The 22,470-nt window shown below is 72.0% G+C and carries 23 protein-coding genes; 17 read left to right on the forward strand and 6 right to left on the reverse strand.

The window, feature by feature from the left end; genetic code table 11:
* Position 1 precedes the first annotated feature (1 nt).
* A complete protein-coding gene (locus K4G64_RS39895) occupies positions 2-127 on the reverse strand; it encodes an LPFR motif small protein (RefSeq protein WP_267889763.1) in 126 nt (41 codons plus the stop codon).
* Positions 128-194: 67 nt separating this feature from the next.
* Positions 195-1,070 carry a hypothetical protein gene (locus tag K4G64_RS06720; RefSeq protein WP_221755098.1) on the reverse strand — a complete coding sequence of 292 codons (876 nt, stop codon included), beginning with the start codon at positions 1,068-1,070 and terminating at the stop codon, positions 195-197.
* 113 nt (positions 1,071-1,183) lie between these two features.
* On the opposite strand from K4G64_RS06720, the gene K4G64_RS06725 reads away from it, so the two are divergent.
* Together K4G64_RS06725 and K4G64_RS06730 are read left to right on the forward strand one after the other, a co-directional pair.
* Entirely contained in the window at positions 1,184-2,143 is a 960-nt protein-coding gene (locus K4G64_RS06725; RefSeq protein ID WP_221755099.1) for a GlxA family transcriptional regulator, read from the forward strand.
* Positions 2,144-2,214: 71 nt separating this feature from the next.
* A complete protein-coding gene (locus tag K4G64_RS06730) occupies positions 2,215-2,850 on the forward strand; it encodes a DJ-1/PfpI family protein (protein WP_221755100.1) in 636 nt (211 codons plus the stop codon).
* Here the strand turns inward: K4G64_RS06730 and K4G64_RS06735 are convergent.
* Complete coding sequence (locus K4G64_RS06735; RefSeq protein WP_221755101.1) at positions 2,837-3,592, reverse strand: enoyl-CoA hydratase/isomerase family protein; 756 nt, start codon at positions 3,590-3,592, stop codon at positions 2,837-2,839. The two genes, K4G64_RS06730 and K4G64_RS06735, sit on opposite strands and share 14 nt — an antisense overlap.
* Before the next feature lie 218 nt (positions 3,593-3,810).
* On the opposite strand from K4G64_RS06735, the gene K4G64_RS06740 reads away from it, so the two are divergent.
* Complete coding sequence (locus K4G64_RS06740; protein ID WP_221755130.1) at positions 3,811-4,317, forward strand: ATP-binding protein; 507 nt, start codon at positions 3,811-3,813, stop codon at positions 4,315-4,317.
* Between the two features lie 24 nt (positions 4,318-4,341).
* Here K4G64_RS06740 and idi read toward each other — a convergent pair whose 3' ends face one another.
* The 3 genes from idi to galE all read right to left on the reverse strand — a co-directional run bounded on the left by idi (position 4,342) and on the right by galE (position 7,281).
* On the reverse strand, positions 4,342-4,935 hold the full coding sequence (gene idi / locus K4G64_RS06745) for an isopentenyl-diphosphate Delta-isomerase (RefSeq protein WP_142157065.1): 594 nt from the start codon (positions 4,933-4,935) through the stop codon (positions 4,342-4,344).
* 292 nt (positions 4,936-5,227) lie between these two features.
* Complete coding sequence (locus K4G64_RS06750; protein WP_221755102.1) at positions 5,228-6,163, reverse strand: cation diffusion facilitator family transporter; 936 nt, start codon at positions 6,161-6,163, stop codon at positions 5,228-5,230.
* A 146-nt stretch (positions 6,164-6,309) separates the two neighbouring features.
* The gene (galE, locus tag K4G64_RS06755; RefSeq protein ID WP_221755103.1) at positions 6,310-7,281 is read right to left on the reverse strand and encodes a UDP-glucose 4-epimerase GalE; all 972 of its coding nucleotides are present in this window, start codon (positions 7,279-7,281) and stop codon (positions 6,310-6,312) included.
* Positions 7,282-7,560: 279 nt separating this feature from the next.
* On the opposite strand from galE, the gene K4G64_RS06760 reads away from it, so the two are divergent.
* From K4G64_RS06760 to K4G64_RS06825, 14 genes are all read left to right on the forward strand, one after another.
* Positions 7,561-9,372 carry a DUF5941 domain-containing protein gene (locus K4G64_RS06760; RefSeq protein ID WP_221755104.1) on the forward strand — a complete coding sequence of 604 codons (1,812 nt, stop codon included), beginning with the start codon at positions 7,561-7,563 and terminating at the stop codon, positions 9,370-9,372.
* Positions 9,369-10,121, forward strand: a complete 753-nt coding sequence (locus K4G64_RS06765; RefSeq protein WP_221755105.1) for a sugar phosphate nucleotidyltransferase — start codon at positions 9,369-9,371, stop codon at positions 10,119-10,121. Before K4G64_RS06760 ends, K4G64_RS06765 begins: the two co-directional genes overlap by 4 nt.
* Complete coding sequence (locus K4G64_RS06770) at positions 10,109-11,170, forward strand: iron-containing alcohol dehydrogenase family protein (RefSeq protein WP_221755106.1); 1,062 nt, start codon at positions 10,109-10,111, stop codon at positions 11,168-11,170. The genes K4G64_RS06765 and K4G64_RS06770 overlap by 13 nt, the downstream gene beginning before the upstream one ends.
* A complete protein-coding gene (locus K4G64_RS06775) occupies positions 11,148-11,927 on the forward strand; it encodes a CDP-alcohol phosphatidyltransferase family protein (RefSeq protein WP_221755107.1) in 780 nt (259 codons plus the stop codon). Before K4G64_RS06770 ends, K4G64_RS06775 begins: the two co-directional genes overlap by 23 nt.
* Positions 11,928-11,932: 5 nt before the next feature.
* Positions 11,933-12,805, forward strand: a complete 873-nt coding sequence (locus K4G64_RS06780; RefSeq protein ID WP_221755108.1) for a glycosyltransferase family 2 protein — start codon at positions 11,933-11,935, stop codon at positions 12,803-12,805.
* A 106-nt stretch (positions 12,806-12,911) separates the two neighbouring features.
* Positions 12,912-13,841 (forward strand): ABC transporter permease, encoded by a 930-nt coding sequence (locus K4G64_RS06785; RefSeq protein WP_221755109.1) that lies wholly within the window; start codon positions 12,912-12,914, stop codon positions 13,839-13,841.
* Positions 13,834-14,613 carry an ABC transporter ATP-binding protein gene (locus K4G64_RS06790; RefSeq protein ID WP_097222056.1) on the forward strand — a complete coding sequence of 260 codons (780 nt, stop codon included), beginning with the start codon at positions 13,834-13,836 and terminating at the stop codon, positions 14,611-14,613. The genes K4G64_RS06785 and K4G64_RS06790 overlap by 8 nt, the downstream gene beginning before the upstream one ends.
* Positions 14,614-14,974: 361 nt before the next feature.
* Positions 14,975-15,877, forward strand: a complete 903-nt coding sequence (gene hpnC / locus K4G64_RS06795) for a squalene synthase HpnC (RefSeq protein WP_221755110.1) — start codon at positions 14,975-14,977, stop codon at positions 15,875-15,877.
* Positions 15,874-16,824: a presqualene diphosphate synthase HpnD gene (gene hpnD, locus K4G64_RS06800; RefSeq protein ID WP_221755111.1), complete on the forward strand. Its 951-nt coding sequence runs from the start codon at positions 15,874-15,876 to the stop codon at positions 16,822-16,824. Before hpnC ends, hpnD begins: the two co-directional genes overlap by 4 nt.
* Before the next feature lie 80 nt (positions 16,825-16,904).
* Positions 16,905-17,135, forward strand: a complete 231-nt coding sequence (locus K4G64_RS41320) for a DUF6380 family protein (RefSeq protein ID WP_374206377.1) — start codon at positions 16,905-16,907, stop codon at positions 17,133-17,135.
* The gene (gene hpnE, locus K4G64_RS06810) at positions 17,132-18,544 is read left to right on the forward strand and encodes a hydroxysqualene dehydroxylase HpnE (RefSeq protein ID WP_221755113.1); all 1,413 of its coding nucleotides are present in this window, start codon (positions 17,132-17,134) and stop codon (positions 18,542-18,544) included. Before K4G64_RS41320 ends, hpnE begins: the two co-directional genes overlap by 4 nt.
* Complete coding sequence (locus K4G64_RS06815; RefSeq protein WP_221755131.1) at positions 18,544-19,677, forward strand: polyprenyl synthetase family protein; 1,134 nt, start codon at positions 18,544-18,546, stop codon at positions 19,675-19,677. The genes hpnE and K4G64_RS06815 overlap by 1 nt, the downstream gene beginning before the upstream one ends.
* Before the next feature lie 121 nt (positions 19,678-19,798).
* A complete protein-coding gene (gene shc, locus K4G64_RS06820) occupies positions 19,799-21,829 on the forward strand; it encodes a squalene--hopene cyclase (RefSeq protein ID WP_221755114.1) in 2,031 nt (676 codons plus the stop codon).
* Positions 21,829-22,470, forward strand: coding sequence for a 1-hydroxy-2-methyl-2-butenyl 4-diphosphate reductase (locus K4G64_RS06825; protein ID WP_221755115.1), 642 nt, complete (start codon positions 21,829-21,831; stop codon positions 22,468-22,470). The genes shc and K4G64_RS06825 overlap by 1 nt, the downstream gene beginning before the upstream one ends.

A 22,470-nucleotide genomic window follows, 5' to 3' on the forward strand; every position in this document is an offset into this window, starting at 1 on the left:
ATCAGGCCCGGCGGGTGGAGGACGAGGCCCCGCCGAACAGCCGGGCCAGGGCCCGGAAGGGAAGCGTCACGACGGTGGCGATGGCCCCGCCGATCTGGCGCAGCACGTCTGCGATAGCACGGAACACGAAATTCCCCTTTCTCCACTCCCGGCCCTGACGGCCGGTGGAGAGCGGGTACCTCAGGAACGCGTCACTATGCGTCACCCTTGCCGATCAGATCGGCCGGGTACGCTCCCGCCACCAGCGCCGCGTGTGCGAACACCCCGCCCAGTTCGGTCAGCCGTGCCACACCCTCCGGACCCAGGTGCTCGTACGGGGCACGGTCCAGGCGGTCCGTCTCCTCCTCGATCTCCCGGCGCAGGGTGACGCCCCGCTCGGTGAGGTCGCCGGAGGCGTCCAGCAGTCCGCGGTCCCGCAGCCGTTCCGTCGCCGCGTCCCAGTCCTCCCGGCTCCAGCCCCGGGTGCCGCACACCCACTTCGGGGTCATGCCCTTGCCCGTCGCCGTGTGGGTCACCATCGCCTCCAGGCCGTCGAGACCCGCGGACATCAGGGCGGCCAGGTGCCCGTCACCCCGGTGCTCGCGCAGCAGGGTCGCCGCGTGCCAGTAGGCGAGGTGCGGATTCTCGGGCACGGGCAGGTCGGCGTGGGCGGCGTACAGCGGCCGTGCCGCGCGCGAGCAGGCCTCGGTGGCGCGCAGCGCGAGCCGCGCGGCCTCGGCCATCTCCGCCGACGCCAGGGCCTCCTCGCCGAGCAGACGGCGCAGGGTCGCGTCGACCGCACGCGCGCGTGCCGCGAGGACCTGCGCGGGCGCCGCGGTCTCCCACACCGCCGGCACGTGCCGGGCCACCAGCTCGTACCTGTAGTTGTAGAAGGCCGCCGCCACCGGGCCGGCGCCGACCGGACCGAAGGCGGCGGCCCGCACGGCGAAGTTCACGGCACGCGGATGGGTGACCCCGAGGGCGCCCAGCTCCCGCCCGAGATCGGGGGAGAAGTAGTGCGTCGAGTGCAGTGAGTTGAGCATGTTGTGGCAGCGTCGGCCGGCGCGCGGCTCCAGGGCGGCAGTCGTCATGCCCGGCAGGTTACCAACCGCTTGGTATGTCCTCCAGGCCTTGTGCCGCATGGCAGAAAAGGTGGGGTAGTCGTCCTTGCGGCCATGACCGGGCCCCGCGAAGAATCGACGGCATGGCCCCTCGCACGGTTCTCGCCGTCCTCTTCGACGACCTGCAGAGTCTCGACGTCACCGGCCCCTTGGAGGTCTTCGCCGGCGCGGAGCTGATCTCCCCGGGCACGTACCGGATCCGTACCGCCTCCCTGGACGGCGCGCCCGTGCGGACCACCAGCGGCCTGACCCTCGTACCCGACGAGTCCCTGGCCGGCGCGGGAGACCCGGACACCCTTCTCGTCCCCGGCGGGCCGGGCAGCCTGCGGCCCGACCCGCGCCTGGTCGACTGGGTGCGCGAGCGCGGGCCGCGCGCCGCCCGTCTGGTCTCCGTGTGCACCGGCGCCGCCGTGCTCGCCGGGGCGGGCCTGCTGGACGGCCGCCGCGCGACCACCCACTGGGCCTACTGCGACCGGCTGGCCCGCGAGTACCCGGCCGTCGAGATCGACCCCGACCCCGTCTACGTACGCGACGGGTACATCTCCACCTCGGCCGGGGTCACCGCCGGCATCGACCTGGCCCTCGCCCTGGTCGAGGAGGACCTGGGCCGCGACGCCGCCCTGACGATCGCCCGGCACCTGGTGGTGTTCCTGCGCCGCCCGGGCAACCAGGCCCAGTTCAGTGCCCAGCTCGCGGCCCAGACCGCACAGCGGGAGCCCCTGCGGGACGTCCAGCGGTGGATCACCGACCACCCCGGCGCGGACCTCAGCGTCGACGCCCTCGCCCACCGCGCCCGTCTCTCACCCCGCCACTTCGCCCGCGCCTTCCGCGCCGAGACCGGCATGACACCGGGCCGCTACGTCGACCGCGTCCGCCTCGAACACGCCCGGCGCCTGCTGGAGGACACCGCCGACGGCGTCGAGGAGATCGCCCGCGCCAGCGGCTACGGCACCCCCGAGGCCATGCGCCGGGCCTTCGTCCGGACCCTCGGAACGCCCCCGGCCGAGTACCGCCGCCGCTTCCGCCCCGCGACCACACCCTGAACCCATCGACAGCGATGGACAGCCATCGACAGCCACCGGCAGCCATCCACACCAGCCGACGAAAGGTCCCCATGCAGATCGCCATCGTCCTCTACGACCGCTTCACCGCCCTCGACGCCATCGGCCCCTACGAGACCCTCGGCCGGCTCCCGGACGCGGAGACCGTCTTCGTCGCCGAGGAGGCCGGCCCCGTGCGCAACGACTCGGGGAACCTCGCGCTCATCGCCGACCGGGCCCTGGCCGACGTGCCGCACCCCGACATCATCGTGGTCCCCGGCGGCCCCGGCCCCCTCCCGCTGGCGACGGACGGGCCCCTGCTCACCTGGCTGCGCACCGCCGACGCCACCAGCACCTGGACCACGTCCGTGTGCACCGGCTCCCTGCTGCTCGCCGCCGCCGGACTCCTGCGGGGCCGCCGCGCGACCTCCCACTGGCTGGCCCTGGAGGAGCTCAGGCGCCACGGCGTCGAGCCGACGGGGGAGCGGGTCGTCACCGACGGCAAGTACGTCACCGCGGCCGGCGTCTCCTCCGGCATCGACATGGGACTCACCCTGCTCGGCCGGATCGCGGGCGACGACCACGCGCGGCTCGTCCAGCTCGCCACCGAGTACGACCCGCAGCCGCCCTACGACGCAGGATCACCCGAGAAGGCCCCCGCGCACCTCGTCGAACTGCTCCGCGAGCACTCCGGCGTCATCCTGACGTAGGCACGCTCCAGCCGAACCGCGGCTGCCGGCGCTCCAGGAACGCGGCGACACCCTCCGCGGTGTCGCCGCTCCCGCGCGCCTGCCCGGCCCAGTACGCGTCCCGGTCCGTGCGCCCGTCCGCGAACTCCTTGGCCGCCGCCTGCGTCAGCTGCGAACGCGACACCAGTGCCCGGGTGAACTCCGCGACGCGCTTGCCGAGTTCGCCCTCCGGCAGCACCTCGTCCACCAGCCCGGTGCGCAGCGCCCGCTGCGCGTCGATCAACTCCCCGGAGAACAGCAGGTACTTGGCGGTGGCCGGCCCCACCAGGGACACCAGCCGCCGGGTCGAGGACGCGGGGTACACGATGCCGAGCTTCGCGGGCGTCACACCGAACAGCGCCCCCTCCTCGGCGAACCGCAGATCACAGGCCGCCGCCAACTGCGACCCGCCGCCCACACAGTGCCCGCGGATCGCGGCCAGCGTCGGCTTCGGGAACGCGGCCAGCGCCTCCTCGGCCCGCACGGCCAGCCCCTGCGCCTCCTCGGGCGAGCCCCGCAGCGTCGAGATGTCGGCCCCCGCACAGAACGTCCGGCCCTCACCGGTCAGCACCAGCGCCCGTACCTCCGGGTCCCCCGCGAGTTCCTCCAGCAGTGGGGGGAGGGAGCGCCACATCGCTGCCGTCATGGCGTTGCGCTTCTCGGGATGACGTATGACGACCGTCGCGACCGAGTCGGTCACGCGGTGTTCCAGCTGCGGCTCCATGCGCCGGATGCTATCCGCATGCCAAACCCGTACAACCCGAATAGTTCGCCGAGACGGCACAACAAGGACAGGACCAGTCCCACAACTGACCGTGTCATACGCCAACGATCAGAAGCGCTCGATAGTTGCTGACTTCTGTTCAGTCCCGGGGTGCGAGGTGCATCGTTACCAACACTCGAGGTGTGGCGACAATCGAGCGCGAGGGTGGCGACCGGACGATGGACGACGACGGGCGTGGGTTCGGTCCGCGCCCAGAGGGCGGCGCGGCGCCCCTCGGACCCGGGCCCGCGGATCCGCTGCCCTACGAAGGGGTCTGGAGGTTCACCGCACCGGCGGTCGAGGCCTCGGTCCCCCAGGCGCGGCACGCCGTACGGGATCTGCTGCTGCGCCAGGGGGTGCCGGTCTCGGACGACCTGGCCCAGGGACTGCTGCTGATCGTCTCGGAGCTGGTCACCAACGCCGTGAAGCACGCGGCCGTGCTGTCGCCGACGGTGGTCGTCGAGCTGGCTGTCGGTGCCGAGTGGCTCCGGGTGTCCGTGGAGGACAACCATCCGTACCGGCCCACCGCCCTGGAGACCGACCACGGCCGCACCGGCGGGCGCGGACTGCTCCTGGTGCGCGAGGTCACCCGGGAGGCGGGCGGTCTGTGCGAGGTGGAGTACACCGCGAGCGGCGGCAAGGTGATTTGGGCCGCCCTGCCGCTCAAGCCCGCGGGCTTCGCCTGACGCCCCGTCCCGCCGGCGCCGGCATCACCAGCCGGCGGACGGCCCCGTCAGCTCCCTGATCGCCGGCCGGGCCGCGTCCAGGACGGTCATGAACCAGGCCGAGAAGGTGTCCTTGGCATGCCGCTCGGCAAGCTCCGGCGGGGTCACGAACACCGTCGACGCCACCTCCTCCGGATCGGGCCGCACCACGGCCTGCACCATGCCGACGAAGAGGTGGTTGTACTCCTGCTCCACCAGACCGGACTCCGGGTCCGGGTGGTTGTAGCGGACCGTGCCCGCCTCGGCCAGCAGGGACGGGGAGGCGCCGAGCTCCTCGAACGTGCGCCGCGCCGCCGCGGCGAAGGGCGCCTCGCCGGGGTAGGGGTGACCGCAGCACGTGTTGGACCACACACCGGGGGAGTGGTACTTGCCCAGCGCCCGCTGCTGGAGCAGCAGCCGGCCGTACTCGTCGAAGAGGAACACGGAGAACGCGCGGTGCAGCTGCCCGGGCGGCTGGTGGGCGGCGAGCTTCTCCGCGGTGCCGATCGTCACGCCGTCCTCGTCGACCAGTTCCAGCAAAATCGCGTCTGCGGTGCCGTTCGACGGGTTGTGCGTCGCGGTGGCAGGTGTGATCGGCATACCCATCCTTCACATCGGTCTTCGCGCCCCAAGTCTGCCGTACGAATCCGGCACTCCCGGCACTTCGCGGCACGCCCGCATGTCCCGCGCGGTGACGCGGACCGCGGCCGGCACCGGTCCGACACCGGAAAAGGGACCCGGTAGATGATCGTGCCCGGCCAGGCAGGCGGAAAATCGTCCCCACCGGAGCTGTGGGGCTCAGGACGCGGGCGTACGGCGGAGGGTTGCGTTCCCCGGCGCACTCTCATTGGGGTGCGCCCCACGTGTCTCAGCCTCCCGGAAGCCACCCACGTCAGTGGCAGAGCCGCGCCTCGTGCTCCGCGTGCCCGACCGGTTCCAGCTGGAAGGTGCAGTGCTCCACGTCGAAGTGGTCGCCGAGGCAGCCCTGGAGTTCGTGGAGCATCTTCTCGTGGCCTATCGCGTTCAGGGCCTCCGAGCTGACCACCACGTGCGCCGACAGCACGGGCATACCGGAGGTGATCGTCCAGGCGTGCAGGTCGTGGACGTCCTCCACGCCGTCCGTCGCGAGGATGTGCGACCGCACCTGAGCCATGTCGACGCCCTTGGGGGCGGCCTCCAGCAGCACCGACAGCGTCTCGCGCAGCAGCTTCCACGTCCGGGGCGCGATCATCAGCGCGATCACGAGCGAGGCGATCGGGTCGGCGGCCTGCCAGCCCGTGAGCATGATCACCACGGACGAGACGATCACCGTGACCGACCCGAGCGCGTCCGCCGCGACCTCCAGGAACGCGCCGCGCACGTTCAGGCTCTCTTTCTGCCCGTGCATCAGCAGCGACAGCGACACCAGATTCGCGACCAGGCCGATCACACCGAACAGCAGGGCCAGCCGGCCCTCGGTCTGCGCGGGCGTGATGAAGCGCTGGACCGCCTCGTAGACGACGTACCCGCCGGCCCCGAGCAGCAGGAGGCAGTTGGCCAGGGCGGCGAGGATCTCGGCCCGGGCATAGCCGAAGGTGGCCTGCTCGCTGGGCGGACGGCTCGCGAAGTGGATCGCGAGCAGCGCCATGCCGAGGCCCAGGGCGTCCGTCGCCATGTGCGCCGAGTCCGCGACGAGCGCGAGCGAGTCGGCGAGGGTGCCACCGACGATCTGCACGACCACGATGCCGAGCGTGATCGCCAGGGCTGCCCGCAGCCTGCCGCGGTACGCCGAGGTCGCCGTCCCGCCGGCCGCGCCGTGCGCGTGCCCGTGATCGTGCCCAGCCCCCATGAGAAGTCCGCCTCCTGTGTCCGCCTGATCGTGCCCGGGCACCCCAGTGAACTACGGGGAGGGGGTATGTGCAACGCGGCACTGAACACCGTTGTCATGTGCCCTGACCTGCGGAAACGATGCGCAGGTCAGGGCGGGTCGGAGGATCAGGAGCCGTGGTGCAGCAGCCAGCCGCGCCAGGCCGACTCGGTCATCTCGCGTACCCCGCGCCGGGCCGTCCAGCCGAGCTCCTCGGCCGCCCGGGCGGCCGACGCCACCGCCCGCGGGGCGTCGCCGGGGCGGCGTTCCTCGACGAGCGGGGGTCGCCGGTCGCCCGTCACCTCGCCGATGACCGTGATGAGCTCGCGGACCGAGACGCCCTCGCCGCGGCCGATGTTGACCGTCAGGTCGCCCGTGATGCCGCCGTCGGCCAGTCGCCGGGCCGCCGCCAGATGGGCCTCGGCCAGGTCGGCGACGTGAATGTAGTCACGGACGCAGGTGCCGTCCGGGGTCGGGTAGTCGTCGCCGAAGATCCGGGGCGCCTCGTCGCGCGTCAGCCGGTCGAAGACCATCGGGACGATGTTGAACACACCGGTGTCCGCGAGCTCCGGCGCGGCGGCGCCCGCCACGTTGAAATAGCGCAGACATACGGTGGAGATCCCGTGCGCCTTTCCCGCCGCCCGCACCAGCCACTCCCCGGCGAGCTTGGTCTCGCCGTAGGGGTTCACCGGCGCGCAGGGGGTGTCCTCCGTGATGAGGTCCACACCCGGGTCGCCGTACACGGCCGCCGACGAGGAGAACACGAAGCGCTCGATCCCGGCCGCGGCGACCGCGTCCAGCAGGGTCACCAGACCGCCGACGTTCTCCCGGTAGTAGCGGGTGGGCTGCGCGACGGACTCGGCGACCTGCTTGCGCGCCGCGAGGTGCACCACACCCGTCACGCCGTGCTCGGCGAAGACACGCTTCAGCAGCTCCCCGTCCAGCGAGGATCCTCGCACGAGCGGGACCTGTTCCGGGAGCCGCGCGGGTACCCCGGCCGACAGGTCGTCCAGGGCGAGGACGCGTTCCCCGGCCTCGGTCATGGCCCTGGCCACATGTGCTCCGATATAGCCGGCACCGCCGGTGATCAGCCACGTCATGGTCGCCCACCCTATGCGGACGCGGTGACCGCCTGCGCAATGTCCCCGATGTCCGCATAGGAGGGGCACGGTTTGTGGGGCGGCCCCCGGATCCACGATGATGATCGAGGCAAGGGCTCGTGCGAACCACGTCGATCCAGCCGCCGAACGGGCGGTGAACGTGGCCTTCCATGCATCCGATAGCCTCTGCCGACATGCCGCCCGGGAGCCACCGGAGAAGGCGCCCCCACCATGCACATCACCGGCGCGGACACGTCGGTACCCAGGGAGTGAATTCGGTTGTCGACCGCCATCCTCACCGGCCAGCCGGTCCCCGGATCGTCGATCGAGGCCGACCTGCGGTCCCTCGGGTTCGACCTCCGGGTCGCGGCCGACGCCGCCGAGGCCGAGACCCTCCTGGCCGAGGTGCCGGGCGATGAGAGGGTCGCCCTGGTCGACGCCCGCTTCGTGGGGCACGTGCACGCGCTGCGCCTCGGCCTCACCGACCCCCGCTTCCCGCTCGCCGGGATCCCCGGAGCCGTCACGGCCCAGCCTGCCGGGCGCCAGGCCCTGACCCGGGCGATGGCCCGCGAGAACTCCGCAGGCGGCACCACCCTGGTCGACAGCCTCGCCGACCGCATCCTCACCGCCCTCGACGCCGACGCCACCGGCGTGCACCGCCCCGAGCTGGGCAGTCTGGTCGCCGCCGTCCCCGCCGACCCGCAGGCCCGCAACGAGGCACGGCAGGCGGTGGCGGACGTCGACGACGAGGCCGTCCGTCTGAAGTCGGCCGTGAAGGCCCGCGACGGCTTCTTCACCACCTACTGCATCAGCCCCTACTCCCGCTACATCGCCCGCTGGTGCGCCCGCCGCGGTCTGACCCCGAACCAGGTCACCACCGCCTCGCTGATCACCGCCCTCATAGCGGCGGCCTGCGCGGCCACCGGCACCCGCGGCGGCTTCGTCGCGGCCGGTGTCCTGCTGATCGCGTCCTTCGTGCTGGACTGCACCGACGGCCAGCTCGCCCGCTACTCCCTGCAGTACTCCACACTCGGCGCCTGGCTGGACGCCACCTTCGACCGGGCCAAGGAGTACGCCTACTACGCGGGCCTCGCCCTCGGAGCGGCCCGCGGCGGGGACGACGTGTGGGCCCTCGCCCTCGGCGCCATGGTCCTGCAGACCTGCCGGCACGTCGTGGACTTCTCCTTCAACGAGGCCAACCACGACGCCACCGCCAACACGAGTCCCACCGCCGCCCTCTCCGACAAGCTCGACAGCGTCGGCTGGACGGTCTGGGTGCGGCGGATAATCGTCCTGCCCATCGGCGAGCGCTGGGCGATGATCGCCGTGCTCACGGCGGTCACCACCCCCCGCATCACCTTCTACGCGCTGCTCATCGGCTGCGCCTTCGCCGCGACGTACACCACTGCGGGGCGGGTGCTGCGCTCCCTGACCCGCAAGGCCAGGCGGACCGACCGGGCGGCCACCGCCCTGGCCGACCTCGCCGACAGCGGCCCGCTCGCCCAGGGGTTCGCGGAGGCGCTGAAGAAGCCCGCCCGCGGGCTGCCGGGCTTCACCGCCCCCGTCATCGCCCTGCTCGGCGGTCTGGCCCTCGTCCTCACCGCGGCGCTGACGGACTTCGGCGGCCCCTGGCCGGTCGTCGCGGCCCTCGGCTACGCCCTGACCTCCGGCCTCGCCGTCGCCCGCCCCCTCAAGGGCCCCCTCGACTGGCTGGTCCCCCCGATCTTCCGCGCCGCCGAGTACGGCACCGTCCTGGTCCTGGCGGCCAAGGCGGACGTGAACGGAGCCCTTCCCGCGGCTTTCGGGCTGGTGGCCGCGGTCGCCTACCATCACTACGACACCGTCTACCGCATCCGCGGCGACGCCGGAGCGCCCCCGATCTGGCTGGTGCGCTCCATCGGAGGGCACGAAGGACGGACGCTGCTCGTCACTGTCCTCGCCGCGCTGCTCACCGCCTCGCAGTTCAAGGTCGCGCTCACGGCACTGGCCGTGGCCGTGGCCCTGGTGGTGCTCGTCGAGAGCATCCGCTTCTGGGTCGCCGCCCACCAGGGTGGCGCACCCGCCGTACACGATGAAGGAGAACCCGCATGATCGGCCTCGTGCTCGCGGCCGGCGCCGGACGGCGTCTGCGTCCCTACACCGACACCCTCCCCAAGGCACTGGTGCCGGTGGGCCCCGCGGGCATAGAAGGCGAACCCACGGTCCTCGACCTGACCCTCGGCAACTTCGCCGAGATCGGTCTCACCGAGGTCGCGATCATCGTCGGCTACCGCAAGGAGGCCGTGTACGCGCGCAAGGAGGCCCTGGAGAAGAAGTACGGCCTCAAGCTCACCCTCATCGACAACGACAAGGCCGAGGAGTGGAACAACGCCTACTCCCTGTGGTGCGGGCGTGACGCCCTCAAGGACGGCGTGATCCTCGCCAACGGCGACACCGTCCACCCGGTCTCGGTCGAGAAGACGCTGCTCGCCGCCCGCGGCGACGGCAAGAAGATCATCCTCGCCCTCGACACGGTCAAGGACCTCGCGGACGAGGAGATGAAGGTCGTCGTCGACCCCGCCAAGGGCATGACGAAGATCACCAAGCTGATGGACCCCGCCGAGGCCACCGGCGAGTACATCGGCGTCACGCTCATCGAGGGCGACGCCGCCCCTGAGCTGGCCGACGCCCTCAAGGCCGTGTGGGAGACCGACCCGCAGCAGTTCTACGAGCACGGCTACCAGGAGCTGGTCAACCGCGGCTTCCGCATCGACGTGGCGCCGATCGGCGACGTCAAGTGGGTGGAGATCGACAACCACGACGACCTCGCCCGCGGACGGGAGATCGCGTGCCAGTACTGACCCGGCTCATCCCCTCGCCGCTCGTCGTCGACATCCGCCCGGGTGCCCTCGACGATCTGGCGGGCGTCCTCGCCGACGAGCGCATCTCGCACTCCGGCCGCCTCGCCGTCGCCGTCAGCGGCGGCTCCGGGGCCAGGCTGCGCGAGCGCATCTCGCCGAGCATGCCCGGCGCCACCTGGTACGAGGTCGGCGGCGGCACCCTCGACGACGCGGTCCGGCTGGCCGGCGACATAAAGGCCGGTCACTTCGACGCGGTCGTCGGCCTCGGCGGCGGCAAGATCATCGACTGTGCCAAGTTCGCCGCGGCGCGCGTCGGCCTGCCCCTGGTCGCCGTGCCGACGAACCTCGCGCACGACGGCCTGTGCTCGCCGGTCGCCACCCTCGACAACGACGCGGGCCGCGGCTCCTACGGTGTGCCGAACCCGATCGCGGTCGTCATCGACCTGGACGTCATCCGCGAGGCCCCGGTGCGTTTCGTACGCGCGGGCATCGGCGACGCGATCTCCAACATCAACTCCGTCGCCGACTGGGAACTGGCCAACCGCGTCAAGGGCGAGAAGATCGACGGACTCGCCGCCGCCATGGCCCGCCAAGCGGGCGAGGCCGTGCTCCGGCACCCGGCGGGAGTCGGCGACAACGGCTTCCTCCAGGTACTCGCCGAGGCGCTCGTCCTCACCGGTGTCGCGATGTCGATCTCGGGCGACTCGCGGCCGGCCTCGGGGTCGTGCCACGAGATCAACCACGCCTTCGACCTGCTGTTCCCCAAGCGTGCCGCGTCCCACGGCGAGCAGTGCGGTCTCGCCGCGGCCTTCGCGATGTGGTTGCGCGGTGCGCACGAGGAGTCCGCGCACATGGCCGAGGTGCTGCGCCGGCACGGCCTGCCCGTACTGCCGGACGAGATCGGCTTCACGACGGACGAGTTCGTCAAGGCCGTCGAGTTCGCCCCGGAGACCCGCCCCGGCCGCTACACCATCCTCGAACACCTCGACCTGAACCCCGAACAGATCAAGGACACCTACACCGACTATGTCAAGGCCATCGGTAGCTGAACTCCGCCCCGTCGTTCACCCCCCGGGGGTGAAGGACCGGCGCAGCGGTGAGCACTGGATGGGACGCCTCTACATGCGTGAGGTGTCCCTGCGGGTCGACCGTTACCTGGTCAACACCAGGGTCACGCCCAACCAGCTCACCTACCTGATGACCGTGTTCGGTGTGCTCGCGGCCCCGGCACTGCTGGTGCCGGGGATCGCGGGCGCCGTGCTGGGCGTGGTGTGCGTCCAGATGTATCTGCTGCTGGACTGCGTCGACGGCGAGATCGCGCGCTGGAAGAAGCAGTACTCGCTCAACGGGGTCTACCTCGACCGGGTCGGCGCCTATCTCACCGACGCCGCGGTGCTCACCGGCTTCGGACTGCGCGCCGCCGACCTGTGGGGCAGCGGGCGCATCGACTGGCTGTGGGCCTTCCTCGGCACCCTGGCCGCCCTCGGCGCCGTCCTGATCAAGGCGGAGACCGACCTCGTGGGCGTCGCCCGGCACCAGGCCGGCAAGCCGCCGGTCAAGGAGGCCGCTTCCGAGATGCGCTCCTCCGGCATGGCGCTGGCCCGCAAGGCCGCCGCCGCCCTGAACTTCCACCGGCTGATCCTCGGCATCGAGGCGTCCCTGGTGATCCTGGTGCTGGCGATCGTCGACCAGGCGCGAGGGGACCTCTTCTTCTCGCGGCTCGGCGTGGCGGTCATGGCCGGCATCGCGCTGGTGCAGACCCTGCTGCACCTCGTGTCCATCCTCGCCTCCAGCAGGCTGAAGTGAGCGGCATGAAGGTCGGCGCCGTCATCATCACCATGGGCAACCGGCCCGAGGAGCTGCGCGCCCTGCTCGACTCCGTCGCCAAGCAGGACGGCGACCGGGTCGAGGTGGTCGTCGTCGGCAACGGCTCGCCCGTCCCGGACGTCCCCGAGGGCGTGCGCACCATCGAGCTGCCCGAGAACCTCGGCATTCCCGGCGGCCGCAACGTCGGCATCGAGGCCTTCGGGCCCTCCGGGCGGGACGTCGACATCCTGCTCTTCCTCGACGACGACGGACTGCTCGCGAGCCACGACACCGCCGAACTGTGCCGCAAGGCGTTCGAGGCCGACCCCAAGCTCGGCATCGTGAGCTTCCGCATAGCCGACCCGGAAACAGGCGTCACCCAGCGCCGCCACGTCCCCCGGCTGCGCGCCGCCGACCCGATGCGCTCCTCGCGCGTGACCACCTTCCTCGGCGGCGCCAACGCCGTGCGCACCCGCGTCTTCGCCGACGTCGGCGGACTCCCGGAGGAGTTCTTCTACGCCCATGAGGAGACCGACCTGGCATGGCGGGCCCTCGACGCGGGCTGGATGATCGACTACCGGTCCGACATGGTGCTCTACCACCCGACGACCGCTCCCTCGCGGCACGCGGTCTACCACCGCATGGTCGCCCGCAACCGCGTCTGGCTGGCCCGCCGCAACCTCCCCGCCCCGCTCGTCCCCGTCTACCTCGGCGTGTGGCTGCTGCTCACTCTGCTGCGCCGCCCCTCCCGCAGTGCGCTGCGGGCCTGGTTCGGCGGATTCCGTGAGGGCTGGACCACCTCGTGCGGCCCCCGCCGGCCCATGAAGTGGCGTACGGTGTGGCGGCTGACCCGGCTGGGCCGGCCCCCCGTCATCTGACAAGCTCGTATCCGGGAAATCCCGGGAGCCCCCGGGCCGTACCCTGGCCCCGGCTCATGCCGGACCCGGCACAGGCCGAGCATCTCGAAGACGAAAGTTTCCACTAGTGAGTGAGACAACGCACGACGCCCCGGTCGCGATGAGCGCGCCCGCGGCGCCCGACGAGGGCCTCACGGCGGGGGAACTCGCCGCCAAGCACGGGCTCACCGTGAGCGGCGCCCGGCCGACCCTCATCGAGTACGTCCGTCAGCTCTGGGACCGGCGGCACTTCATCCTCGCCTTCTCCCGGGCGAAGCTGACCGCCCAGTACAGCCAGGCCAAGCTCGGCCAGCTGTGGCAGGTGGCCACGCCGCTGCTCAACGCGGCCGTGTACTTCTTCATCTTCGGCCTGCTGCTGGAGGCCGACCGGGGCCTGCCCCGCGAGGTATACATCCCGTTCCTGGTCACGGGCGTCTTCGTGTTCACCTTCACGCAGAGCTCGGTGATGGCCGGCGTGCGCGCGATCTCCGGCAACCTCGGCCTGGTCCGGGCCCTGCACTTCCCGCGCGCCTCGCTGCCGATCTCCTTCGCGCTGCAGCAGCTCCAGCAGCTGCTGTTCTCGATGATCGTGCTGTTCGCCGTCACGGTCGGCTTCGGCCACTACCCGGATCTGTCCTGGCTGCTGATCGTGCCGGTGCTGGTCCTGCAGTTCTTCTTCAACACCGGCCTCGCGCTGATCATGGCCCGGGCGGGCGCCAAGACCCCCGACCTCGCGCAGCTGATGCCGTTCGTGATGCGGACCTGGATGTACGCGTCCGGGGTGATGTTCTCCATCCCGATCTTCCTGGAGGGCAAGCCCCAGTGGATCGCGAACGTCCTGCAGTGGAACCCCGCCGCGATCTACATGGACCTGATGCGCTTCGCCCTCATCGACGAGTACGACTCGAGGTACATGCCCGACCACGTCTGGGCGGCCGCGGCCGGCTGGGCCGTGCTGTTCGCCGTCGGCGGCTTCGTGTACTTCTGGAAGGCGGAGGAGAGGTACGGCCGTGGCTGAGCAGCAACAGGACGCACGCATTCCCACCGTCGTCGCGGACGACCTCCACATCGTCTACCGCGTCAACGGCGCCAAGACCGGCAAGGGCAGCGCCACCGCCGCCCTCAGCCGCATCATCAAGCGCGGCGAGGAGCGCGGCGTGCGCAAGGTGCACGCGGTGCGCGGCGTCTCCTTCGTGGCGTACCGCGGTGAGGCCATCGGCCTGATCGGCTCCAACGGCTCCGGCAAGTCGACCCTGCTGCGCGCCATCGCCGGTCTGCTCCCCGCCGAGCAGGGCAAGGTCTACACCGACGGCCAGCCTTCACTGCTCGGTGTCAACGCGGCCCTGATGAACGACCTCACCGGCGAACGGAACGTCATATTGGGCGGGCTCGCCATGGGCATGTCCCGCGAGGAGATCAAGGAGCGCTACCAGGAGATCGTCGACTTCTCCGGCATCAACGAGAAGGGCGACTTCATCACCCTGCCCATGCGCACGTACTCCTCCGGCATGGCGGCCCGGCTCCGCTTCTCCATCGCCGCGGCCAAGGACCACGACGTCCTGATGATCGACGAGGCGCTCGCGACGGGCGACCGCAAGTTCCAGAAGCGCTCCGAGGACCGCATCCGGGAGCTGCGCAAGGAAGCCGGCACGGTCTTCCTGGTCAGCCACAACAACAAGTCCATCCGCGACACCTGCGACCGCGTCCTGTGGCTGGAGCGCGGCGAGCTGCGCATGGACGGCCCCACCGACGAGGTGCTCAAGGAGTACGAGAAGTTCACGGGCAAGTAGTCCGGATTCGGCCAGGGCCCCGACGGAACTGCTCCGGCGGGGCCCGGCGTCTGCAAAGGAAACGTCAACTCCGGCCCATCTCAGGAATCTTGGGGCCAATCGGTGTGTTCTCGTGAGGTGTCGGAACACCCTGACGAACCGTGTCGCGTTGTACAACGTAAGCTGTACCGGTCCCGAAACACGGCAATCAGGGCAATAATGCGCGACACCGCCCGTCGGACCACCGTGCGGACGGCTGGGCGGCGTGTCCGAAATAGTGCGTATTGGGTCGGCAGTGTAGAACGGGAGATGTGACGGCGATGGCTACGGAAACTCCCCAGCTCAACGCAGCACGTGCCGTCCCCGCGCCGGGCAGCCCACGGTGACGGGAACCGGCACGGCGCGCCCCCTCGATGCGGAGCGCGGCACGCTCGACAAGGCCGCCGGCGAGAACTTCCCGGTGGCCCCCTTCTTCCTGCCCCGGGCCTGGCGCACCGACCTCATGGCCGTCTACGGCTTCGCCCGCCTGGTCGACGACATCGGCGACGGCGACCTGGCCCCCGGCGGCGCCGACGCGCGTCTGCTCGGCGTGTCCCCGCGGGAGGCCGAGGACCGCCTGGTCCTGCTGGACGCCTTCGAGGCCGACCTGCGCCGCGTCTTCGACGCGACCCCGCGCCATCCCCTGCTGCGCCGCCTCCAGCCGACCGTGCGCCGCTGCTCGCTGACCCCCGAGCCGTTCCTCGGCCTGATCGCCGCCAACCGCCAGGACCAGCTGGTCGGCCGCTACGAGACCTACGACGACCTGCTCGCCTACTGCGAGCTCTCCGCCAACCCCGTCGGCCGCCTCGTCCTCGCCGTCACCGGTACCTCGACGCCCGAGCGGATCCGCCGCTCCGACATGATCTGCACGGCCCTCCAGATCGTCGAGCACCTCCAGGACGTCGCCGAGGACCTCGGCCGCGACCGCGTCTATCTGCCCGCGGCCGACATGAAACGTTTCCACGTCCAGGAAGCGGATCTCGCCACGAAATCCGCCGGAGCGTCGGTCCGTGCGCTGATCGCGTACGAAGCGCAAAGGGCCCGGGATCTGCTGAATGAAGGCGCCCCCCTGGTGGGTAGCGTCCACGGCAGGCTGAAGCTGCTGCTCGCGGGGTTCGTGGCGGGGGGAAGGGCGGCCGTCCACGCGATCGCCGCCGCCGAGTACGACGTACTTCCCGGCCCGCCCAAGCCCGGCAAGCTCCGGTTGCTGCGTGAGGTGGGCGTGACTCTGCGAGGAGAGGGGTGATCCGGACCGTGGAGTCGGAACCACACGCGTCCCCACCGGTACTCGCCGCCTACAGCTACTGCGAGGCCGTCACCGGGCGGCAGGCCCGTAACTTCGCCTACGGCATCCGGCTGCTGCCGACGTCGCAGCGCCGCGCGATGTCGGCGCTCTACGCATTCTCGCGGCGGGTCGACGACATCGGGGACGGCGCGCTCGCCGACGACGTCAAGACGGCCAGGCTGGAGGAGACCCGGGCGCTGCTCACCCGGATCCGCGAGGACGAGGTCGGCGAGGACGACACCGACCCGGTCGCCGTCGCCCTCTCGCACGCGGCCGGGCACTTCCCGATCCCGCTCGGCGGCCTGGACGAGCTCATCGACGGCGTCCTGATGGACGTCCGCGGCGAGACCTACGAGACCTGGGACGACCTGAAGGTCTACTGCCGATGCGTGGCGGGCGCCATCGGGCGTCTCTCGCTCGGCGTGTTCGGCACGGAACCGGGGGCGCGTGGCGTGGACCGCGCGCCGGAGTATGCCGACACGCTCGGTCTCGCGCTCCAGCTCACCAACATCCTCAGAGACGTCCGTGAGGACGCCGTGGGCGGACGGACCTATCTGCCCGCCGACGACCTCGCCAAGTTCGGCTGCTCGACCGGCTTCAGCGGGCCGCGGCCGCCGGAGGGCTCCGACTTCGCGGGCCTCGTGCACTTCGAAGTGCGGCGGGCCCGCGCTCTGTTCGCCGAGGGCTACCGGCTGCTCCCCATGCTCGACCGGCGCAGCGGCGCCTGTGTCGCCGCCATGGCCGGCATCTACCGCCGCCTCCTCGACCGCATCGAGCGCGACCCGGAGGCCGTGCTGCGCGGCCGGGTCTCCCTGCCCGGGCGGGAGAAGGCGTACGTCGCCGTGCGCGGCCTGTCCGGTCTCGACGCCCGACACGTGACCCGGCGGACCGTCAGGAGGCGTGCGTGACGGCCCAGCCGCTTGGCGGACGGAGTGCGGTGCGGGGTACAGCGCCGCACGTCCCGCAGGCCTGCCGTGACACCGAGCCGGTGCATGCCCCCGTCCGCCGACGGGGGCGGGGCGCGGGCGTCGACGGACAGCCGGGGCACCGCCCCCACGCGATCTCGGCCTCCGGGCGGGGCCACCACGCCCCTCCCGCCCAGGCCGTCGCAGACAACCGGCGGGCAACCCTCCGGCGCGGGGCCGCGTCCCTGACGGAGACGGCCGGTCGTGCACCGTTCGAGCAGCACGCCTCGGCCAGGGGGGAGGGGGCGCGATGACCCACGGCACACGGACCGGGAGGCCGGCCGCACAGGCGGGGCACGCCGTCGTGGCGGGCGGCGGGCTCGCCGGTGTCACCACCGCGCTCGCGCTCGCCGACGCCGGAGTGCGCGTCACCCTGCTGGAGGGCAGGCCGCGGCTCGGCGGTCTGGCCTTCTCCTTCCAGCGCGGCGATCTCACCGTCGACAACGGCCAGCACGTCTACCTGCGCTGCTGCACCGCCTACCGCTGGTTCCTCGACCGCATCGAGGGCGCGGCGCTGGCCCCGCTGCAGGACCGGCTCGACGTACCCGTCCTGGACCTCGCCCGCCCCGAGGGGCGCCGCCTCGGCAGGCTGCGCAGGGACGCCCTGCCCGTGCCGCTGCACCTCGGGCGCAGCCTCGCCTCCTACCCGCACCTGACGCTCGCCGACCGCGCCAAGGTCGGCCGGGCCGCGCTCGCGCTCAAGGGGCTCGACCTCGCCGACCCGGCGCTGGACACGCAGGACTTCGGCAGCTGGCTCGCCGCGCACGGCCAGTCGGCACGCGCCGTCGAGGCCCTGTGGGACCTGGTCGGGATCGCCACCCTCAACGCGGTCGCCTCCGACGCCTCCCTGGCGCTCGCCGCGATGGTGTTCAAGACCGGTCTGCTGTCCGACCCGGGCGCGGCCGACATCGGCTGGGCCCGGGTCCCGCTGGGCTACCTGCACGACCGGCTGGCCCGCAAGGCGCTCGACTCCGCTGGCGTCCGCACCGAGCTCCGCACCCGCGTCACCTCCGTCTCCGCGACCACGGACGGGCGGTGGAGCGTCCAGGTCCCCGGCGAGACGCTTCAGGCCGACGCGGTGGTCCTCGCCGTACCGCAGCGCGAGGCGCACGATCTGCTGCCGGCCGGTGCCCTCGACGCGCCCGAGCGGCTCCTGGAGATCGGCACCGCGCCGATCCTCAACGTCCATGTGGTGTACGACCGCAAGGTCCTGGGCCGGCCGTTCTTCGCCGCGCTGGGCAGCCCCGTGCAGTGGGTCTTCGACCGGACCGACGCCTCAGGGCTGAGCGAGGGTCAGTACCTCGCCCTGTCGCAGTCGGTCGCCCAGGACGAGATCGACGAGCCCGTGGCCGTGCTGCGCGAGCGGTACCTGCCCGAGCTGGAGCGGCTGCTGCCCCTGGCCCGCGGCGCCGGCGTGAGGGACTTCTTCGTCACCCGGGAGCGCACCGCCACGTTCGCTCCCACCCCCGGCGTCGGGCGCCTCAGGCCCCGCGCCCGCACCAAGGCATCCGGCCTCTACCTGGCCGGAGCGTGGACCGCCACCGGGTGGCCCGCGACCATGGAGAGTGCGGTCCGCAGTGGTGTGAGCGCGGCGGACGCCGTGCTGGGCGCCCTGGGCCGGCCCCGTCCGCACGCCCTCTTCGAGTTCGAGGAGGCGGCATGATGCCGGCCCAGGCCGGCGCGGCAGGCGGCCCCCGCACCCCCGGTACCGCAACAAGAGGAGAGACTGTGCCCACTGTGCCCCCGGCCTCGAAGACTGCCGAGGCGGTGGACGTGACCGCGCTGCTGGAGCGCGGCCGGACCCTGGCCACTCCGGTACTGAGGGCGGCCATCGACCGCCTGGCACCTCCCATGGACACTGTCGCCGCCTACCACTTCGGCTGGATCGACGCCCAGGGCAGGCCCGCGGAGGGGGACGGCGGCAAGGCCGTGCGCCCCGCCCTCGCTGTGCTGTCCGCCGAGGTCATGTCGGCCGCCCCCGAGACCGGCATCCCCGGCGCCGTCGCCGTGGAGCTCGTCCACAACTTCTCCCTCCTCCACGACGACCTCATGGACGGCGACGAGCAACGCCGTCACCGCGACACGGTCTGGAAGGTGCACGGCCCCGCCCAGGCCATCCTGGTCGGCGACGCCCTGTTCGCCCTCGCCAACGAGGTGCTCCTCGAACTCGGCACCGTCGAGGCCGGCCGCGCCACCCGCCGCCTGACCACTGCCACCCGCGCCCTGATCGACGGTCAGGCCCAGGACATCTCCTACGAGCACCGCGACCGCGTCAGCGTCGAGGAATGCCTGGAGATGGAGGGCAACAAGACCGGCGCCCTGCTGGCCTGCGCCAGCTCCATCGGCGCGGTCCTCGGCGGCGCCGACGACCACACCGCCGACACCCTCGAGAAGTACGGCTACCACCTGGGCCTCGCCTTCCAGGCCGTCGACGACCTGCTCGGCATCTGGGGCGACCCGGTCTCCACCGGCAAGCAGACGTGGAGCGACCTGCGCCAGCGCAAGAAGTCTCTGCCGGTCGTGGCCGCCCTCGCGGCGGGCGGCCCGGCCTCCGAGCGGCTCGGTGAGATCCTCGCCGCCGACGCCAAGAGCAGCGACTTCGAGAACTTCTCCGAGGAGGAGTTCGCGGCCCGCGCCGCCCTCATCGAGGAGGCCGGCGGTCGGGAGTGGACCGCCGACGAGGCACGCCGTCAGCACACCATCGCCATCGAAGCCCTCGACGCCGTCGCCATGCCCGACCGGGTGCGGGAGCAGTTCACGGCCCTCGCGGACTTCGTCGTCGTACGAAAGAGATGATCACTATCGGCCGAATAACCCTCGCGTAGTCGCCGGCCGGTGCCGCGAGTCACACGGAGCACCGGCCGACGGCGGACCCACAGCAGCTGCACACCTTGCACCACTGCACGAAGGGGAAGCCATGACAGCGACGACCGACGGAAGCACCGGGGCCCTGCCACCCCGCGCCGCCGCGGCCAGCGACACCGACACGCACACCCCCGGGGCGGCCGGGGTACCGGAAGCCGCCGCACACGCCGCCCGGCGTGCCACCGACTTCCTGCTCTCCCTCCAGGACGCCGAGGGCTGGTGGAAGGGCGACCTCGAGACCAACGTCACGATGGACGCCGAGGACCTGCTGCTCCGTCAGTTCCTCGGCATCCGCGACGACAGGACCACACAGGCCGCCGCCCTCTTCATCCGCGGCGAGCAGGGCGAGGACGGCACCTGGGCCACCTTCTACGGCGGACCGAGCGAACTGTCCGCCACCATCGAGGCGTACGTCGCCCTCCGCCTCGCCGGTGACGCACCCGACGCCCCGCACATGGCGAAGGCCTCGGCCTGGATCCGCGCGCAGGGCGGCATCGCCGCCGCCCGGGTCTTCACCCGGATCTGGCTGGCCCTGTTCGGCTGGTGGAAGTGGGAGGACCTGCCCGAACTCCCGCCGGAGCTCGTCTTCTTCCCGAAGTGGGTGCCGCTCAACATCTACGACTTCGGCTGCTGGGCACGGCAGACCATCGTCCCGCTGACGATCGTCTCCGCGAAGCGGCCGGTACGCCCGGCGCCCTTCCCGCTCGACGAGCTGCACACCGACCCCGACCGGCCCAACCCCCCGGGGCCCCTGGCGTCGCCGTTCAGTTGGGACGGGGCGTTCCAGCGGATGGACAAGGGCCTGCACGCCCTGCGGAAGGTCGCCCCGCGCAGACTGCGCAGAGCCGCCATGAACAGCGCCGCCCGCTGGATCATCGAGCGGCAGGAGAACGACGGCTGCTGGGGCGGCATCCAGCCCCCCGCCGTGTACTCCATCATCGCCCTGCACCTGCTCGGCTACGACCTCGAACACCCCGTGATGCGCGAGGGATTGGCGTCCCTGGACCGGTTCGCCGTGTGGCGCGAGGACGGCGCCCGGATGATCGAGGCCTGCCAGTCGCCGGTGTGGGACACCTGCCTGGCCGCGATCGCCCTCGTCGACGCCGGACTGCCCGCCGATCACCCGCAGTTGGTGAAGGCGGCCGACTGGATGCTGGGCGAGGAGATCGTCCGGCCCGGCGACTGGTCCGTGAAGCGGCCCGGACTGCCGCCCGGCGGCTGGGCGTTCGAGTTCCACAACGACAACTACCCCGACATCGACGACACCGCCGAGGTGATCCTCGCGCTGCGCCGGATCGCCCACCCCGACCCGGAGCGGCTGGAGAGGGCCGCCGCGCGCGGCATGCGCTGGACGCTCGGCATGCAGTCGAGGAACGGCGCCTGGGCCGCCTTCGACGTCGACAACACCAGCCCCTTCCCGAACAGGCTGCCGTTCTGCGACTTCGGCGAGGTCATCGACCCGCCCTCCGCCGACGTCACCGCGCACGTCGTCGAGATGCTCGCGGTGGAGGGACTCGCCCACGACCCGCGCACCCGCCGCGGCATCGAGTGGCTGCTGGCCGAGCAGGAACCGGACGGCTCGTGGTTCGGACGCTGGGGCGTCAACTACATCTACGGCACCGGGTCCGTCGTCCCCGCCCTGACCGCCGCCGGCATCCCCGCCGCACACCCGGCGATCCGGCGGGCCGTCGCCTGGCTGGAGTCGGTCCAGAACGACGACGGCGGCTGGGGCGAGGACCTGCGCTCCTACAAGTACGTCAGCCAGTGGAGCGGCCGGGGCGCCTCGACCGCCTCGCAGACGGCGTGGGCGCTGATGGCCCTGCTCGCGGCGGGCGAGCGGGACTCCAAGGCCGTCGAACGCGGCGTCGAGTGGCTCGCGGCGACCCAGCGCCCGGACGGCTCCTGGGACGAGCCGTACTTCACGGGGACGGGCTTCCCGTGGGACTTCTCGATCAACTACCACCTCTACCGGCAGGTGTTCCCGCTCACCGCGCTCGGCCGGTATCTGCACGGCGAACCCTTCGCCCAGCGGCTGCGGGCGAGCGGGACCGGCAAGCAGCTCACCGAGGCCAAGGGGAGCTGATGAGCGCCACTCCCGCCCCGGTCCCGCTGCTGATCGCCTGCGCGCTCGGCATCGAGCAGTTCGCCCTGCGCGCGGGCGGCCGGGGCGGGGCCGGCGGGCCGGTCACGGTCCTGCGGACGGGCATGGGGCCGGCCGCCGCCGAGCGGGCCGTCACCCGCGTGCTGGCCGACCCGGCCCTGCGCGACGCCGCCGTCCTCGCCACCGGCTTCTGCGCGGGCCTCGCGCCCGGCATGCACCCCGGCGATCTCGTCGTCGCCGAGGAGACCCGCGACCCGCGCGGCACGACCCCCTGCGTGGGGACCGAGCTGCTGGTCAAGGAACTGGCCCGCGCGCTGCCCGGGCGCACGGTGCACACCGGGCCGCTGACCTGCTCCGACCACGTCGTGCGGGGCCCCGAACGGGCCGCGCTGCGCGCGACGGGTGCGATCGCGGTCGACATGGAGTCCGCCGTCACGCTCCTGAGCGCCGTGCGGGTGGGCGAGCGCCCGGTTGCGGCCGTCCGGGTGGTCGTGGACGCTCCTGAACATGAACTCGTCCGGATCGGCACGGTGCGCGGTGGAATATCAGCTTTCCGTGTTCTTCGTTCCGTCCTACCCGCTTTCTTCGAATGGCACCGTTCCTTGCTGCTCCCCAGGAGGTGA

Source organism: Streptomyces sp. WAC04114, assembly GCF_019733245.1.
Lineage (GTDB): Bacteria > Actinomycetota > Actinomycetes > Streptomycetales > Streptomycetaceae > Streptomyces > Streptomyces massasporeus_A.